Source organism: Galactobacillus timonensis, from assembly GCF_900240265.1.
Lineage (GTDB): Bacteria > Bacillota_I > Bacilli_A > Erysipelotrichales > Erysipelotrichaceae > Bulleidia > Bulleidia timonensis.
Genome location: NZ_LT964739.1, coordinates 1,400,840 through 1,418,281, shown reverse-complemented (window position 1 = coordinate 1,418,281; position 17,442 = coordinate 1,400,840). Strand labels below are relative to the sequence as shown.

The 17,442-nt window shown below is 45.4% G+C and carries 19 protein-coding genes; all 19 read right to left on the bottom strand.

All coding sequences use genetic code 11. The features are described from left to right. Nucleotides 1-50 precede the first annotated feature (50 nt). Complete coding sequence (locus tag C1714_RS06700) at nt 51-620, bottom strand: helix-turn-helix transcriptional regulator (RefSeq protein ID WP_102342455.1); 570 nt, start codon at nt 618-620, stop codon at nt 51-53. 84 nt (nt 621-704) lie between these two features. After that, complete coding sequence (locus tag C1714_RS06695; protein WP_102342454.1) at nt 705-1,052, bottom strand: hypothetical protein; 348 nt, start codon at nt 1,050-1,052, stop codon at nt 705-707. After that, on the bottom strand, nt 1,049-1,297 hold the full coding sequence (locus C1714_RS06690) for a hypothetical protein (protein ID WP_102342453.1): 249 nt from the start codon (nt 1,295-1,297) through the stop codon (nt 1,049-1,051). The genes C1714_RS06695 and C1714_RS06690 overlap by 4 nt, the downstream gene beginning before the upstream one ends. Then, complete coding sequence (locus tag C1714_RS06685; RefSeq protein ID WP_102342452.1) at nt 1,266-1,637, bottom strand: single-stranded DNA-binding protein; 372 nt, start codon at nt 1,635-1,637, stop codon at nt 1,266-1,268. The genes C1714_RS06690 and C1714_RS06685 overlap by 32 nt, the downstream gene beginning before the upstream one ends. 42 nt (nt 1,638-1,679) lie before the next feature. Next, the gene (locus C1714_RS06680; protein ID WP_102342451.1) at nt 1,680-2,525 is read right to left on the bottom strand and encodes a HEAT repeat domain-containing protein; all 846 of its coding nucleotides are present in this window, start codon (nt 2,523-2,525) and stop codon (nt 1,680-1,682) included. Nucleotides 2,526-2,537: 12 nt separating this feature from the next. Beyond that, entirely contained in the window at nt 2,538-3,632 is a 1,095-nt protein-coding gene (locus C1714_RS06675; RefSeq protein WP_135567908.1) for a DUF5011/hyalin repeat domain-containing protein, read from the bottom strand. A gap of 44 nt (nt 3,633-3,676) precedes the next feature. Beyond that, on the bottom strand, nt 3,677-4,417 hold the full coding sequence (locus C1714_RS06670) for a hypothetical protein (RefSeq protein ID WP_102342449.1): 741 nt from the start codon (nt 4,415-4,417) through the stop codon (nt 3,677-3,679). A 9-nt stretch (nt 4,418-4,426) separates the two neighbouring features. Continuing rightward, on the bottom strand, nt 4,427-5,077 hold the full coding sequence (locus tag C1714_RS06665; protein ID WP_167849959.1) for a helix-turn-helix domain-containing protein: 651 nt from the start codon (nt 5,075-5,077) through the stop codon (nt 4,427-4,429). Nucleotides 5,078-5,167: 90 nt separating this feature from the next. Further along, nucleotides 5,168-5,422 carry a DUF5348 domain-containing protein gene (locus C1714_RS06660; protein ID WP_135567906.1) on the bottom strand — a complete coding sequence of 85 codons (255 nt, stop codon included), beginning with the start codon at nt 5,420-5,422 and terminating at the stop codon, nt 5,168-5,170. 56 nt (nt 5,423-5,478) lie between these two features. Beyond that, complete coding sequence (locus tag C1714_RS06655) at nt 5,479-5,847, bottom strand: topoisomerase C-terminal repeat-containing protein (RefSeq protein ID WP_102342446.1); 369 nt, start codon at nt 5,845-5,847, stop codon at nt 5,479-5,481. Between the two features lie 4 nt (nt 5,848-5,851). Continuing rightward, nucleotides 5,852-6,244: a hypothetical protein gene (locus C1714_RS06650; protein ID WP_102342445.1), complete on the bottom strand. Its 393-nt coding sequence runs from the start codon at nt 6,242-6,244 to the stop codon at nt 5,852-5,854. A gap of 130 nt (nt 6,245-6,374) precedes the next feature. Beyond that, nucleotides 6,375-6,767, bottom strand: coding sequence for a hypothetical protein (locus tag C1714_RS06645; RefSeq protein WP_102342444.1), 393 nt, complete (start codon nt 6,765-6,767; stop codon nt 6,375-6,377). Between the two features lie 53 nt (nt 6,768-6,820). Continuing rightward, the gene (locus C1714_RS06640; protein ID WP_102342443.1) at nt 6,821-7,096 is read right to left on the bottom strand and encodes a hypothetical protein; all 276 of its coding nucleotides are present in this window, start codon (nt 7,094-7,096) and stop codon (nt 6,821-6,823) included. Nucleotides 7,097-7,101: 5 nt separating this feature from the next. Next, nucleotides 7,102-7,851, bottom strand: coding sequence for a class B sortase (locus tag C1714_RS06635; RefSeq protein ID WP_102342442.1), 750 nt, complete (start codon nt 7,849-7,851; stop codon nt 7,102-7,104). Between the two features lie 117 nt (nt 7,852-7,968). Further along, nucleotides 7,969-9,267, bottom strand: a complete 1,299-nt coding sequence (locus C1714_RS14410) for a toprim domain-containing protein (RefSeq protein WP_425349056.1) — start codon at nt 9,265-9,267, stop codon at nt 7,969-7,971. A gap of 63 nt (nt 9,268-9,330) precedes the next feature. Beyond that, nucleotides 9,331-10,068: a hypothetical protein gene (locus C1714_RS06625; protein ID WP_135567905.1), complete on the bottom strand. Its 738-nt coding sequence runs from the start codon at nt 10,066-10,068 to the stop codon at nt 9,331-9,333. Between the two features lie 105 nt (nt 10,069-10,173). After that, nucleotides 10,174-10,482: a hypothetical protein gene (locus C1714_RS06620; RefSeq protein WP_102342439.1), complete on the bottom strand. Its 309-nt coding sequence runs from the start codon at nt 10,480-10,482 to the stop codon at nt 10,174-10,176. Between the two features lie 47 nt (nt 10,483-10,529). Then, nucleotides 10,530-10,898 carry a hypothetical protein gene (locus C1714_RS06615; protein ID WP_102342438.1) on the bottom strand — a complete coding sequence of 123 codons (369 nt, stop codon included), beginning with the start codon at nt 10,896-10,898 and terminating at the stop codon, nt 10,530-10,532. Between the two features lie 247 nt (nt 10,899-11,145). Beyond that, entirely contained in the window at nt 11,146-16,881 is a 5,736-nt protein-coding gene (locus C1714_RS06610; protein ID WP_135567904.1) for a hypothetical protein, read from the bottom strand. Nucleotides 16,882-17,442: the final 561 nt, after the last annotated feature.

The window sequence follows — 17,442 nt, the reverse complement described above, 5'->3', positions numbered from 1 at the left end:
AAAAATTTGTTTAATATTTAATGCTTTCATTTGTAAACTCTACGCTCTGCTCAGACGACATTTCGGATATCACTTTCTACGATATTGAATCGCATAAACTCTGGAATTGCCTCCTTCTCAGATTTTCGTAACGCATCATCATTTCCATCGGCCGCCGCAATTGCCAGAATGCTTGCCGGATATATGATTTTTTTCAATTTATGCCGACGAATATCATCGTAATCAGAAACTAAAGGAAAGTCATTCAGTCTGCTAAGATAATCAACCATGGCAAGAAGGTAATAACATTCCGGATACCATTTTCTCTTGAAGTACCTTGGGATATATTCCTTCTTAATAACCCCTATCATAAAATCTATGTCTCCTTCTTCCTTTACTCTATGGCAGACAGCACTTTTGAAATTTTCAAAGCTACTACGCTTTACAAGATAGGGAGCCAACAGGTCTTCCATGGAAATATCTAATGCCTGGGAAATTTTATAAACAGTCTCAGCACTGCACTTAGTGAGCTTTGTCTTCTCATGGCAAATATCATTTAGAGTTGCATACGGCACCCCGCTTAATTTAGCAAGCTGGTAAATGGTCATCTTCTTTTCTTCTAGTTCATCATTTATAAGCATACTCAGCCTCCCGCATGCTCAATATAACGGTGTGCCGATATATTGTCAATATATAGATAATGGGGCGTTTCGCCCCAATTCCTTTCAGACTTCGTGGATCTCTTCGTCTGTCAGCGTCCCTTCGTCAATGAAGATCACAACATCTTCATCCTGATCGCTCTTTTCCTTCTGGATCTTATCCATCATGTACTTGGTGCAGATCGCTCCCCAGGACAGCTTACCAACAATCTTTCCTTTTGCGTTTTTCATTGGGACCATAGTTGTACTTTCCGCCTCCACGCGGAATGAATCACCTTTAACGGTGACGTTGTTCAGATCAATGTCAAAATAGACGGTTCCTCCGTCTGTTTTCAACGGGAACGTTGCAATATGCGTACCCGAAACTTTGGGGACAACAGAATCGTCAAAATATAACGTCAAGCTGCGGATCATCTTAATATCACTCCTTTATCAACATTTTCGCTCATCGCCTCGTATCCGTTAGTCGCTGACAGGATCAAATCCCGCGTCTGGCAGGAAATAGTGACCTTACTGTGGACGCGGCTCAGGCGGCGATTCAGGTATTCTTCAAGGGCTTCTGGTCTGCCTCCGTGGATCTCATATCGGTAGAATACCGGAACTCCGCCGGAATAGTAAATGCAGTCCTCAATCCTTGTCTTCACTTTCTTCTGATTCATTCGTATCCTCCTGCTCGTTAAAGTCCTGGAACGGAGAAGTATCTTTCTTAGATCTCACAATCATCCGAACATGTGTTCCAATAAGATTCAGGACAGTACGCTTCTTCCCGTCCTTCTCATAAGTGGATGGCTCAATGTAGCCTTCCAGCTCAATCCATGATCCCTTCGGGCAGCGTGTTTCAAGACGCACGGCCTCATCTCCAAACATGGTGAAGTTGATAAATCGTGTTTCTTTCCGGTCATTATTTGCGATGCAGCAATGAATCACCTTCAGTCCGGATTCCGTTGCGTTGGTTTTGAAATTGTCCGTGAGTCTTCCCGATAGTACAAACTTGTTCATTTGATTTTTTCCTTTCCGGGGCGTTTCGCCCCCAGCATTTGGTTACATACTTCTGACGGCTTCATTTGCTTTATACTTAGCCATTCGATCTTTGTTGTAATCGTCAAGAAACTGATCCTGATAAGGATCTAAATTTGGCGAACTCTCCTCATAGAAATGAAGGAGATGATCAATTTCTTCCTCCAAAGGTTCTCCTTCCGCGAGGTCAAGCAAATCATAAACGGCATACATATTCTGATAGGTTGCTGTATAAAGATCATTCAATGTATAGGAACGATCAAGAATATTCTCAATATCGAATGGATCTGCTTTTGACTGCATCATATTCCGGCCATTTTGAAACAGGGAGGATATATATACAACCCGGTCCATCCGCGGCTCGGAAGAATAAACATCATCGTTGGATGTCTTAAAAAAAATTGTGCCGTTTTCCGCATAGGAAATTTCTAAAAGATCAGCTAATGAAATTCCGCTTTCAAGGCCAACCCTAAGAACATCCCTGGTGATAATGCCATGATTTATGTCATCTGCGGTTCGTGCGGCAGTGGCAACCCATGAAATGGGATCATGAAACAGGACTGCAAGATCCTGATCTCTTCCCCGTAGGGCAACTGCTTTTCTCACATCCGGATCCGGATCATTTACAAGAACATCCAGCTCCGCGCTTCCATATCCTTCAGCGACCCCTCTGCGCACAAGAGGAGCATCATCATGCAGAAGATAACGGGAATACTGCGGACGGCCTCGTCTGGCAACTTCATATCGCACATTTTCACTAGGATCCTCATAGAGTGTATCCAGAGCCGTATCATTTCCGTATCTGGCAAGTAGCACTCTGTATTCTTCCGGAACGCTTGCAAAAGATACTTTCTTTATTGGTTTTTGCATAATTTCCTTTCCTCAATAATCTTCAATTACTTCGCTATCAACGTAAGTTTCGCCGCCGCCGACATCCTCATATACCCAATCGCTCGTCTCCGAATACGTTTCCCATCCGGAAGTCTGCCATTCTCCTCCTGAAGAACTATCGGAAGACTGGCCGCTGCCGAAATCCGGTGAAGGTGTGTACTTCGGCTGTGGGGTTGGTGTTGGCGCGGATGTTGGGGTCGGTGTAGGCTTTGGTTTCTCTTTGATGGTCAGCACCAGATCCGCTTCCGCAGCATTTCCGGAAGAATCTTCGACGGTATAAGGAACCGTGACCTCATCCTTGCTCCAATCAATCAGACTGTTGCACTTGACCTGATCTGTCAGATCTCCATCATAGGAATCTGTTGCGGATAAAAGAAAAGCGCGGCAGCTGAAGGAATCCGTTTTCCGTGTCAGCTCTGCGCTGTCTGAAGATAAGGTAATCACTGGAGCATCATCGTCAACCACATGAACCATCAGCTCCCTAGATACCGACTTATGGCCGTTTTTCAGTGTATAGAGAACCTTCTGATCTCCGACGGTGTCTGTATCAATGGGATCCGGCAGAATCAGCTCTGTATCCTGCTGTGTGTAGGATTTAACGTAATTCATCGGTGAGAAAACATCTCCAGGATCCAGTGTTACATCATTCGACGTAAGCACAATATTCAACGGTTGCAAATAGTCCCGTATGGTGTCAAAGCCAAAGATTCCGATCACTCCAATCACCATCAGGAGGCCCGCCGCTGCAAAAGCAATCAGAAGATTATGCAGACGTTTCCGGTGCAACTCCTCCGTGATCTCTTCCTTGGATCTTCGTTCAAACTCCAGGCGCGTCCGGATATGCTCCATTTCATCGTCTGAAAATGATGGATCTGCAAACGTCGCAATTTGCTCATCCGTCAACCCGTGTTCAATTCCTAGACGGATCTGTTCCATCTGATGAGAGTCGTATTCCAGTTTCGCATACAGCCGGATCCGTGTGATTGATATTTTGTGTTCTATGCCTGTCCGGATCTCTTTCAGCTGCTGGTCGTTCATTCCATCAGCGCGGAAGGAATCCAGATATTTCCGCATGTTTATATCCAAAAGATCACCTCCTTTCATAAAAAGTTGGGACGAAACGTCCCAACTTATCCAATCATCAATCCTTTATCCTTCTCTAATGGCATAAGCGAAGACAAATATGAATGCGTAGTCTGATACACCTCTTCAAAAGAAGGTTTATAAATATCCTCTCCAAAGCGGAACTTTTCATACGCATGTTGCAATTCATCCTTCCGATGAAGAAAAGCATTGAAGTCTCCAAGTTCTCTGCCGGATTCCTCTATTGTCTTCATTACTTTATCTGCATCAAGATCAACAACGGAAGAAAAATAATAAAGATCGATTACATCTTTCACGCGGCGGAAAACCTTATCCGAAGAAACAACTGTCACTTTATCAGCAATCATCTTAGATGGAAGAACCCCTCTAAAGTGAAAATAAGAATCTTCATACATTTGAGTAGATGGGATCGGTTGTCTATTGATATCCATATCCATCGAAAAGACACTCATTCCTGTTTCCGGATTGGAGAAAACAAAACCGGCCGATCTACCTTCCCCATACTGTCTCGTCATCGTAACAACAAGTCCAAGATCTGTCCTATCAACAGCTTTTTGTAAAGCATTAACAACCTCCTGATCTGTTGGAAAATCCGAAGAACTCCAGTTGGCATCAATGTCCTTTGTTGTTCGCAAATCATCCTCAAAACCAGCATTACGAAGAAAGGCTTTTAAGACAAGTGATCCCTTAAATCCAATAGGCAGCCCACTGTCATAAATAGCAGTCATAACCTTATACATCATTTCTTCCGTATTATTGTGTGGCATAACTCCTCATCATTCCGAATAATAATGAACCGCATCATCAGCCAATTTTTCAAAACGCTTTTGATATTCCGGCGGGACACAGATCCCATCGAAAGACTCCCCGTTTCTGAAGTAGTGAAAACTTAGTGCTTCCGTAATTCCCTGCATATCAAGAATACCCTCATTGGCAAATGCATCAGCCAGTGTCCTGTTGAAATCCGTATAACGGATTCCCTTCTTAGTCTTGACGCAAAGCGGGTCAATCTCATTTCCAAGAACCATAACCCCGTTGAATTTTCTCAACGAGTCATCACCATAGATCCAGACAAGGTATTCATCCATACGTCCCAGAAATGATTCATCACAAAAAAGCGCTTCATCAAGCCCAAAAACAACGTCACTGCCCAGGCACTTTTGAACGGCAGCCAGCCATTCCATCGTCTCCGAAAAGTTTCGCATTTTCGGAAGATCTTCCTTCTTTGGATCACGCTGCTGAAGCATGAATGTTCTTCGATTGACACAATCATGCTTTACCTGCTTTTCCAGCATGGTCATCACATACTGTGGAGCCTCGCGAACTCCATTTTCCCAATTCTGAATTGTGCGTACCGGGATCTTATAACGCTCAGAAAAATCGGATCGCGTATCTCCAAGCATCGCTCTCATTTCTCTTATTTCCATATGCTTCACCATCAGCATTTTACACCCAATGGGTGCGCATGTTCGCCAAAATTCAAGCCACCTGCTGTCCGGGGCGTTTCGCCCCCAGAGTCACCGCATACGTATTTTTTCCGGGAATTTGCAATACAGCATCAGGTCATCGCCGCAAAGATCTGTTCCTGCCAAATACCAAAGACCATGTTCCATTTCTAAAGTTGTCTTAATCCATTTGCCCGTTTTTGGATTCATCACCGTAACAGGATCTCCGCAATGGAATGAGATATTCATCCAGTGCCATTGCTCATCCATGATTCCATAGCGTCTTGTGCGGTAGTTCATTGCAAATGTTCCTATTTTTTCTGCCACTCTCCTGCTCCCTTATAAAAAGCGGGGCGAAACGCCCCAACAGTCATTGCTACCGATTATTCCTCTTCTTCATCTTCGGAATCATCATCCTGGTCATCAAAAATGAAAGTTACAGATCCGTCTTCCTCCAGTTTCAATGCAGCACTAAATTCGTTACCGGATCTTGATTTGAAGCCGGACAATGTATCTGTCTCTCCCTTCGCAAGCAGGGTCTTTGCAATCTTCGGTGTAATCTTTTTATGGGCTATGGTTTTCCAGATTTTCAATCCGCAGCCTTCTGTCATCTCCCACTCACCATCATCGTTTTTATGAAACTTATTGGATGAGCACTGATAAGACTTCGCCTTTTCAACTACTGGGTTCCCACAGAGCGGGCAAACACCAACTACAACCTGTTCTGCATTCTGTTTTGTCTCTTTAGCCATTTCATCAACCTATTGTCAAATTATCGTGTTCCTTTTTTTCATACTGATAAAGCCTTTTGTAAGTGAGCTTCTCAAGGTCATAAAGCATTTCGCTAATATAGTCAGCGTCATTAAGCAAAGCCCGAAGGCTACTGGATTCGCCTCTATTCTGTCCGTACCACATAGCCGCATGGTCATCGGGATTAAAGTCATACCATTCATCCCTAAGACGGTGGATCAGACTGTCAAAAGATTGAAAGTCCTTCGTAAATAACGTCATTATCAGATCCTCCCCAGCACGAGAATAGTTTTCCATTTCCAAATATCCGCCTTTTAAATTCCAGTCGCTCGTCCAGCCAAGTTCCTCTGCAACATCGGCAAAGCGATTCAGCAACTCTTCATCATATGTTTCACACATCCATCCTCCTAAAAAGTTGGGACGTTTCGTCCCAACTGTCAACGTTTACATTTACTCTTGGGACGTTTCGTCCCAAAACTATCCTGCCGCATAAAAATGTCAGTTATTTCTTGTAGCTCCATGCATTCAATTAAATATCTATTCCGCCGTAGCCTTTATCTATGGTTTTGGATTCTGCCAATTCTGATCTTGTTGTTTCGGCAATCTCTTTTAGGATCTCATCAATTCCATCTGCATTTTCCAAAGCATTCCGGATACCATGAGGATCATCCCTGTTTCTTTCATACCATTCAGCTGCATATTCATCCGTCATAAAGCTCTGATATTCATCATCCAGGCGGCGGGTCAGCTTGGCATAGCTTTCAAAATCATCTTCAGTTAATGAAATAAGAATGCTATCGCCCCATGGGGACCAGTTTTCGATATCCAGATATCCATTTTCCATTTCCCAATCGCTTTCCCATCCAAGATCCCTTGCAACATCCGCAAAGCAATTTAACAATTCATCGTCATACTTATCCATTTCTTCTTCCTTTCAAAAAAGTTGGGACGTTTCGTCCCAACTCCTTAACCCGATCAGGTAATACTTTTTACAAAATAGGCTTTCTGAAACTTATCAATATCATCGATCAGGCCCTGAACATCAAAATCAACCTCAATTCCTTCATCAAGGAATGATTGCAAATACTCCCGATAATGATCTGTCTGTCCTTCACGGAGAGATTCTTTAATATCTTCCAGCGCTTCTTCCGGGGAATTAAAGTTATCCCCGCTTTCATAAGGCAATACTTCCCAGCCGAAATCATTCAGCTTTCCGGCAAGGTCCTCTAAATCCTTTTCATAGTTATTCATTCTGTTTACCCCAAATCTGCTGTCTTAACCGCCTGGATCACATACCGCATGTTTTTCCCGGAAAGGTTGGAAGGAATATCACAGGTTACAAGAGTCATAATTGTCTGTCCCTGGTATGGAATGCCGTAACGGATCTGTACCGCATGATTCGCAGCTTCCTGGAACACTGCTTCGGTTTCCTCAATTCCTCCATAACTTGGTTCAGCCCATTCATACCATTCTTCTTCATTGTCGGTGTCATAGTGTTCCAGAAGAAGAACCGTGTATTCACTGGTTCCGGTTTCGCTTTCAACAGTAAAAGTTGGATGAGAATTGAAATAATCTGAATCAACGTACTTCTTCAGGAACGTAAAGTTCCAATCTTCCGTCGGGGATGAGTGAGCAAAAACAACAATGTTTTGATCCTCAACCGGATCCATCAGATGATCGATAAATGGAGCGCCCATCGGATCCTTGTTCCCATAAACGTTATGCCTGTAATAATCATCCGGATGATCTGTTTCAATCACCGGAATCTGCCGTACTTTCTCACCATCATGGAAGGTCAGAACGTACTGGATCTCTGGATTCTGCTGCTGCCAGCTTTCAAGATCAGAAAGAGTGCTGCCGTCCTTGACTTCATAAGACCCCATTTCAGAGGAAGCGTTTGCTCTGGATCCAGCCAGATAAACAGAAAGCCCGGCAATTACGCCGAGCATACTTAGTATGATTTTTTCACGCTTTGAAAGCCGCCGATGTTTCTTTTTATTGTCCATAATTTCCTCCGGCTGAATACTGCATTTAACGGATCAACATCAGAAGAAATACAGCACCAGTTGTGAGAATAGTGCAGATCACTATCGCCCAAAGCGCTTCTGAAAGCGAGATTCTATTCAGATTGTTTTCACTGGATTCATTAGGCATTCTGATTTCCTTTCTAATTGTTTGAACTGTTCTTGTTTCTGCTGCATTGCGTCGATCATTGTCTGGAGAATATTTTTGAAGCTGTCCTCCTTCTTGCTTCCCTGTCTAACCCAGAAGTATCCGGATTTATTAACCGGGAAGATGTGCTTGCCAATCTTTACATATGGGCCGTATTTCCCAGGACTGATCCCAAATCTCCAATCCTTTCCACCATCAACTGGCATACTGTAATAGCCTTTTTCATTCGGCTGCATATACCCCCGAACGTGTTCCTGGGCTTTCGTATCCCATCGGCGAAGCTCATTCTGCCCGGCTTTTAATGAACTATCCGGATCCTCATAAAAAGTTGGGACGTTTTGTCCCAACTCCTTATTTTCAGCTTCTTTTGCTTTTTCTATGTTTGCTGCTATGTCTGCTTTCAGCTGCTCCGGATTGCTTTGAAGCATATCATTCGCATCTTTGTTCTTCTGATAGGAATCATATGAATACTGCGCCGCCACAAAGGGAATACTTTCCTTCCTCAGAAGGTCCGTAAATTTCTTCTGCATTTCCCGTCCCGGATCATCGTTATCAAGGGAAAGAATCAGTGTTCCGTCCGGCTGCTTCTCACGAATGCAGCGGATCAGTTTCCAGAAGGCATTGCCGCCGATAGAAACGGCCTTCCCGCCGCACTGTTCAATGCTCATGGCATCGAATGGACCCTCGCAAATAAAACATGGCTGCCCACTGTAGAGTGCATCCTTATTGAACAAAGGTTCGCTTCCATAGATATCAGACGGAAGCTTTCTATACGCCTTTTCGCCTATCTTGCGGGTTACAAAGTAATGGGAACCAGATCCATAAGGGATATAGATCGTCTGGCTTTCCGGACTGAATCCAAGTTGGAACCGTTCAATAATTTCCTCCGAAAGACCCCGCTTCCTGAAATAATCCGTTTCGGATCCATGCTGCTGTGCTGCGTCAATCACACGCTGCGCTGCTTTCATCCCGGCTTCTGTCGGTTTATGGTAGCCGTAATCTGTCTCCGTTTTCTTTACCGGAACTTCCTTGCCGTCCCTGGTTGTTTCTGTTAATGGAATGGAATACCTTGCGGCAACAAATTCCACCTGTTTATTGAATCCTTCGATCTTTTCCTTTTCCCGTACCAGATCAAAGATGTCTCCGCCTGTTCCGCAAGCAAAGCACTTCCAGTGTTCTTTATCAGGGGCAATGGAAAATGCTCCGGTAGGACGGCTCTTGCCACTGTTTCCGGTTCCGCTGCCGCAGATCGGACAGCAACATTCCCCGTCCCCCGGAAGGACTGTGCTGCGTAATGCTGTTTACATAGTCCGTTAGATATCCACGGCATTTTTTGATTGAGTCAGCACTGTACATTTCATCCTCCTAAAAAGTTGGGACGAAACGTCCCAACTGTCAACACATGCATTTACTCTTGGGGCGTTTCGCCCCAAGTCATTAAATTGTTTTTCATTCTTCTTTTGATTCATGCGTGACTGAAGTTCATTTTCCATGTTTTCATCGCCAAGGCCAACCTCCAGAAGATCCTGAAGATTTGGTGTCTGCCAGTCAACAAACTCAAACAGGTAGTGATCCGCATCTTTAACGCCAAAGGTCGCATCAATAAAATCCTGTTTGGTATAGCATCTTTGCAGGATTTCATCAGCTTCCTCAATGGTAACCGGTCGGAAATAGGGTATTTCATGCAAATTCAGATCCGGAATGTAAACAATATCAGCAGAATTAGCTTCCTCATACTGTTCATCAGAAAGCTTTACAATATTACACTCCTGTCCGGCCACAACCGGGAGCATATCTGCAAGTGTTTCCCCACGTTTAAGCGCATCTGCAAGATTCTTTAACGTTACATGGATCTTCTTTGGATACCCTTTAAAAATATCCAAAGCTTCCTTCTCAATTTCTTCATCCGTTAGATGATCAAATTCTGCATGGATGGCTAATTGATCCGCTTCCCGTGGCAAACAATCACCATAAATATATTCACTTCCAACATTGTTGATTATCTGTTCAATTTCATATTCCCTTTCGGATTGCATTGTATTTTTCTCCATATAAACCTTGGGACGTTTCGCCCCAACTATCAATGTTTCTGTTTACTTCTGGGGCGTTTCGCCCCGCAAAAAACTTGGGACGTTTCGTCCCAAGTTCAGTCTGATTTACTTGGTAAGTGATTCCAACCAGTCCGCTATTTTTCCGTCATACAATTCAAAATTGCATTCATCGAGAATTAGACAGACGGCCATAATTAGAAAAGCAACTCCAAAGTATTTCAACAGAACCGGAAAGCACCAAAGGACAACGTGGAACATACGGAAAAATGATTCAAGGCCAAGCAGTATAAGGAACAACCCGCAAAAGAACTTGCTGATCCAGCCGCCTACTGCCAGGACAATCGAAAGAATAAAGAATGCCGCAAAGAAAACGATTGAAAGCGCAATTCGCAGGATCCATTTCAAAACCTTCATTGTGATCTCCTTTACCGGACTATCTGCATAGTCTTTTCTTCGTTTTTCTACTGAAGCTCCAAGAGATATTCCCTGACCGGATAAAACAGCTCCGCGTCATCCCCAAGATCCGGATGCGTAGCAATCAACCTGCCATCCTCATCAATACGTGTTAGCCACCCCATGTCATACAGTTCCTGTGCTTCCGCACGGTCATTCTGTTCATAGTTGTTCAAATCATCAGCCGTTTTTTCAGCCTGGTCATCCGACAGATCCAGGACTCTTTGTATCGTATCAATGTTTTTGCTACGGAACCCATAGTCATAAAGCGATTCACTCAGGTCCTCGATTGAAGTATTTCCATCGGACTTCATTTGTTTGAAGATCTTCAGCTTCTCCTCATCCGGCCAATCTTCCTTCCATGAATATTCTGCCACTCTTTCTCATCCTTTCCGGGGCATTTCGCCCCGTAAAAAAGTTGGGACGTTTCGTCCCAACTGTCAACAAAAGTATTTACTCTTGGGGCGTTTCGCCCCAAGGTAATTCTGTTTCTCGCATTCCTAACAAAAAGGACCGCAACAGCCGGGCACGTGAGGAAACCTTGTTCCGGCTGTTACAGCCATCTATTCAGATTGAGCGCGCTTTGGGGAGGGGCCACGCCCAAGAGCTGATACTAATATGCAATCATTCTTCGATTGCGCCCATTCTCCACCGCCGGATCCGTGCCTGCTGGATTGTCCGTCTGCGGCGGATCTGCGCGTTGGTACGGAAATTCGTCACAACATCGGTAGAATAGTCCGCCGTCGGAACAACAATCTCACAGGCATTTCCAATCATGTATCCGACTGGAGACTTGGTTTCGCATACTTGAAGCTTATGTCCGTATTCCACTTCCGGCAGATAAATAAGACCCTTGCCAACCTGTTCCTCTGTGACTGTTCCGTTTCTGGAAATGTAATAAGTTCCATCAGGAACATCATTCAGAACCAGCTGACCGTTACCGTCGGTGTATCCAAGATAGACTGGATCGCTCAGATCCTCATTCTTACTAACAATAGCTTCAGCTCCAGGCTTTCCTACGGTAATCGTCTTCTGCTCGTCCTGATTTGTCACATAGTAGGAATTGCCGTTTCCATCCTCGACGGTAACAGCGGTAATGTTTCCATACGCATCTGTATACAGCCTTGTTACCTTTCCGGCAGCTGCTACTGTATAGGCTACAGATCCCGCAATGGTATCCGGCCTGTAAGTATACCGGCTGCCAAGTGCATCAAGGTAGAAAGTGTACGTCGTTGTCTCACCTTCCGTCTGGATCAGAGTGGATCCAACGGTATAGGTGACTCCCTGATATTCAAAGTTGTCCCCGTCCGTAACCTCCGCAAGCGTCTTTCCGAACAGTCCTTCAAGATCGCTGTAGGAAGGCATAGCCACTGTTGTCCGCTGCTGAATTGTTACTTCGGTTCCTTCCGCAATGTTCTCTGCTCCTCCGGCTGCTGTCACAAGATCCGTCCAGCTGACCGGAAGTGCATTGACTTCTTCCGTAACCTCCGTGAAGATTCCGCCGGAAACATACTTTCCGTAGTCTTCAGCCGCATAGGTTTCATTACTCTCAACTGCCTTCAGTACAATCGCCTCTGCATTGGTTTCGTTCTTGTTGATGACGGTTGCAGTGCTGATCACTTCGATATCCGTCGGCTTTCCAAACGCATCGGTTCCCTGGGTCCGCGTCACTGCCAGCACTTCATAATACTGTGCCGCGCTCTGCGGTTCCTTCTCCGTAACCGTGAAGACAGATCCCTTCTTCGGTACGGTAACAGCACGGACAATATCGCTGTAAAGCATCGGTGCTGTGCTGCTGATCCCCTTCACCGGAATGTTGTACTTCGTTCCGCTCTTGTTGTTATCAAACAACTCAATCTGAATGGAATCTGCGGCAACATTCAGGATCCGGTAACGATGCACTGTTCCGCCGGACTTTGCTCTCCAGACAATAACTTCATCACCTGGTTCCGCGTCTGTCGGAATATCCGCCAGGGTGATCCGTTCCTTAAAGGTACTCGCTTCATGCTCGTCAATGACGGTATCCGTATTGTTTACATCACTGACCGTGAACCATGCGCCATTCAGAAGAATACTGTTGTTGTCCTGATCAACCTTGTATACCTTCAGCTTCAGTTTCCGCAGCTTGTTCAATGCCTCGCCGTTAATAACATCGGTTTCTGCATCCGCATTCATCGTGAAAGTATGGCAGACTTCATCATTACCATAGTCATATCCTTCCGGTAAACCGAACTCACATGCCATGTAAGATCTTCCCCACTTCAGGCCGCTGACCTTCAACTGCCCTGTCATTTCCTCCGGGCTGACAACTGCGACTGTTCCTTCGCCTCTTGCCGTCGTGTAGTAATACGTTCCCGCGGGCCAGTCAGAAACATCGACAACACCATCCTTATCTGCTGTCACTTCCTTATAAAGCTTCGTGTGTGCCTCATCGGTGTAGATCTGTGTAGTTCCATACGGGACCGGAACATTGTGGTTCAGAGAATCCACAATGCGTAAATACTGCTTTCCGGTTTCACCTTCAAAGACTGGAAGACCATCGGTACTTCCTTCCGTTCCCGTGGATGAGAAGACGATCTGCTTGGAATCCGTAACATAACCGTTCTTGTCCAGTAAGAGCAGAACCATTGTGGTATTGCCATCAGAAGAAACGGTTACTGTCTTCGATCCGTCCGCATTGTCTTCCTTTTCAAGCGTCACATGATAATTGCCGGATTGCAGCTTCATATCATAGGCACCAGTGAACAGATCCGAAAGGTTGTACTCCGTGTTGGTCTTCAGCGTGTAAATGCGTTCCGTATCGTAGTAGTTGCTGTCCGGTGACTCATAGACATCCATTGTTTCCCCGGCTGCGCTGCGGATCCGGAACATTACACCGTGATTGTCAGTCGTTTCCTTCTTCAGAATCGTGTATTTGGTTCCTTCGATGGTAACGGTATCTCCGGCCTCCTCCAGCTTCGATGCGGCGGTGTAATCATCGTAAGAGAATGCAGCAATGGTTTCTGCGTCTGCATCATCCGGATCTGTTACCGGATTCTGCTTCTCATAAATCACGCTTTCTTCGCCGTCAGCGTTCTCTACAGTGATCTTCTTCTGGGACTCCGGATCGGTTACGTTTTCAATCTTCATTACGGTATAAGTAACACCGTCAATCGTGAATCTGTCTCCGACCTGTTTCTCATCGTATGCTGCATTCGTGATCTGCTGATAGGTAATAGCAGACGGCTTAATTACTGTCAGCGTGTACTCCGGTTCAATCTGTTCATAAGGTGCATTTGCACTGGAATCAGCTTTCAGCGTCTTCGTGCTGTATGTCCAGGTTTCTCCAGTGCCCTGATCCTCCAGAACATAGACGGTATTGCCGTTGATCTGATCTGCGGTCCAGGAATAGGTCTTCCCTCCATCTGTGAAACTGGATCCTCCGGCAGCGAGTGTTTCTGCTTCCGTGAAGGAATAAGGTGCATCCTTCTCCCAGGGGAAAATAAGCGTATAAACATGTGCTGTTGGATCTGTCAGCTTTGTGGTTCCGCTGGTTGTTGTGTATTCATGAGAAAGAACGGTATAAGGCGTTCCGTCAATCGTGAAGGTATCGCCCTTTTCCAGCTGCTTCGTCCATTCTGTCGTATACGATTCACCGACTTTATAGGTCGTTCCCCGTGCTGCTTCTGCGTCGATCAGCGACTGCCAATTTGTTGGATTGCTGTTTTCCGTGCCTTCCGGCGTTACCGTGTAGCGTCCCTTGCTGGAATTAACAACAATCTTGTGATTCAGCGTGTCATTGTAAAGGATCGTCCATTCAATGCCGTTCGCGTCCGTGTATGTGGTTCCGGCTGCGGCGGATTTATTCGGAATGCTTTCCCAGGTAATAAGACCTGTATCATTCCCCGTCGAAGAAAGATGGAAGCTCTTGTTGGCCGTTAAGGAATTAACCGGAACATTAATATTGTTCCAGGAAACATCAAACTCCTTTGGCGTACTGGCGGCAATCGTGAAGGTAACATCGTACTTCTCGCCATGAACAGCTTCATTAACTTCTGTATCCTTCTGAAGCGTGACAATCCATTCCTTATCATCCTTCACATAGCCCAGCTGGATGCTTGTTCCATCGTCAGCGGTAACAACTGTGTACTCAACATCATCAACTGTAAATGTGTCTCCGGCGCTCCGGGGCGTTTCGCCCCCGACTGCTTCTGCATACTGCGGACCGCTGTATTCCGTCGTTTCCGTCCGTGTAAAGGACTTGGGACGTTCCGTCCCAAGTGGACATGCCTCCGTATTTACCGGATCCAGGCAGCCGGATTCCTGTAAGCCTGTCACATCCTCAACCAGCTCCCCGGTATCCGGATCCGTCGTAAAGGATCCAATCACTGTCAGATAATCAATATCGGTAATGGCAGCGTCACCGGATGCGTTTGTCAACACCTCGGTTCCGCTGCTCTTGACCAGATAGCTGTTTCCTCTGCTGTCAGTAACCGTATAGGTAGGATTCGTAATGCCTGTGATCGTAAATGTTTCCGTTTCCGGTATGGAAGAAGGAATATCTTCATAATCGATCCAGTTCGGAACGGTATAGGTGAAGGTTTCCGGCGTTTCATCCGGATCCTCCGGAACTGTTTCAATAGTCAGAGTGTAAGCATTTGCGTCCGTAACAATGAACTTCTGTTCTGCCTCCGTGAACGTCTTTCCATCCAGTGTCTCCGGATAGGAAAGCGTGAAGGTATCGCCTGTCTTAATGTCACGAACGTTCGGTATATCGTAGTAACTCGGCTTTGCATTGGAAAGATCGACGGAATAATCACGTTCCGGGGAAGCTGTAATCTGATCGTCAGAAACAGAGTTCAGAGTGTAACGAACGTTATTAACGGTAATTGTATTGCCCTTGGCAAGCTCTACATTCTGATCGGCGGCTGCCGTCTTAATATCGTCAATGCTTGGCGATGTGGAAGCTGTAAAGGTCTGGGAGACGGGTCTGTCTTCCGTGACGCTTACAACACATGCAAGTGTCTTCCCGTCCGGATCCGGCTCAATCGTGCCGTCATCCGTCTTCAGATTGTCGCAAAGACTTGTAACGCTCATCTTGCGTTCCGCCGTCTCATCGTCATCCGCTGCATAAGTCGCATGGCGCTTGGAAATGTCATAGACCGTATAGGCTGCGTTTTCCCTGGAGGAATCCGCCGGGGTGAATCCAAGAATATCATCCTGATCCTCCGCTTTTAAGAACTGATAGCGGGAGAAAACATCGTCTGTGTTGAAGTTGTACTCACTTGCCTTAACTGCCTTAACGGTATAGGTAGAATCTCCGGCCTCCGTGATCTCATACACATAGCCGTTGAACTGGAACACATCACCCTTCTGAAGATTCGTGTTTTCTACAAGCTGCTGATAGGTCAGCGTCGGATTCTTCAGGCGGTTCAGATTGACTTCTGTTCCATACTCCGTCGGATCCTTGGAAAGATCCAGATCGTTTCCGATTTCCCAGATCCGATAAACAGCACCGTTGATCTTGGTATATTGATCATCCTTGTCCTTCTTTACCAGGGACAGGGTAATATCCCGCAACCCGTTTTCAAAGGAATAGGTATTCGTTGTTCCGGTGGCTCCGGTTGTAACAGAGAAGACACGGTCATCTTCCGTGTATGGATTCGTTGCGTTAACCTCGCGAATCCACCACTTCTTGTTCGTTGGCAGCAACCCATCAATGTGCAGCTTGCCATCTGCACCAACCGTGAAGATCCGAACGGAAGATCCGTCCTCGGTCATGATCGGATAATAGAAGGTTGTCCCGTTGGTGACATTTGACATGCCGTCAACATCGTCCTTCTTCACCTTATTGGGATCGTGAATATCAGTCCAGTTGGTATCATTGTCACCGGTCTTTTCATACTGCGTTTCCGGATCTTCATACCATCCTACATAGAACTGTGTTCCGGCAGTGAAGTTTCCGGCATTGCCGTATTCATCAAGCTTGACGAGAGTGATGTTGCTGCGGTTTAAAGAAAAGGAAAGTGAATATTGGGGAGTAGGGTCAGTTGCTCCAGCCGCCATAATTGACTGTTTTCCTGGCGATCTCCAAACCAGGATTCCGTTTAAGAAAGCCTTCCATTCAGAATCCTTTCTCATGAAAGTAAGTGTCTGCCCGTCAGCATTGTACATATTATCAATATCAATTTTTAAAGTGTCACCATCACGCTTGATATTAATGCCAGGATGATCTTCTTCTGAATAATCGTTAAACCAATCCATTACTCCATTGGTATCTGTCAGAGTCAGTGTTTCATTCCAGTCCAAATCATAATGCTCGGTGCCATGCCACTCATTAGCGAAGGAAGGAACCTTATCATGGTTTTCTACAAGATTCATGATCTTGTCCATGCGTTCTTGAACATCAGCCTTTCCAGTCCCCGTAGTGAAATTACATGCTGAAACAGTTGATGGAAAAGTAGGACAAAGTGTATACGTTGCCCAGATCTCACTGAATTTTTCAGGTACAGTGTATTTCCATACAAGTAATTGGGTTGCTTCATAATCAAGAGGATCAGTACCAGTTAAAGGATGACCGTAACCATACCACATAATTCTTTCAACCAGATGAGCCGTTACGCTGTCAAAAGTATCAAATGCAAGCTCAGATTCGTAATTAATACCTGTATTTACACCTGGCTCAATGCAATATGCCGGATGGCCTTGCAAAGACATTGGGCTGGACCATCGTTCAGTTCCATTAACTGTATATGTTGAATAAACTGAGTTTTCACCTCCAGTATCAAGCTGCGCTGGTGCACGTCTAGGCGCTCGTCGAATACCAGTTGCGGAAGAGCTGCTTTGTGTAAGTAAAGAAGCAACCTGATTAATTGTGCCCATAATCATGGTATCAGTGCGATATACGTTTCCAGAGTTAATGGTCTGTAATGCCTGATCCCA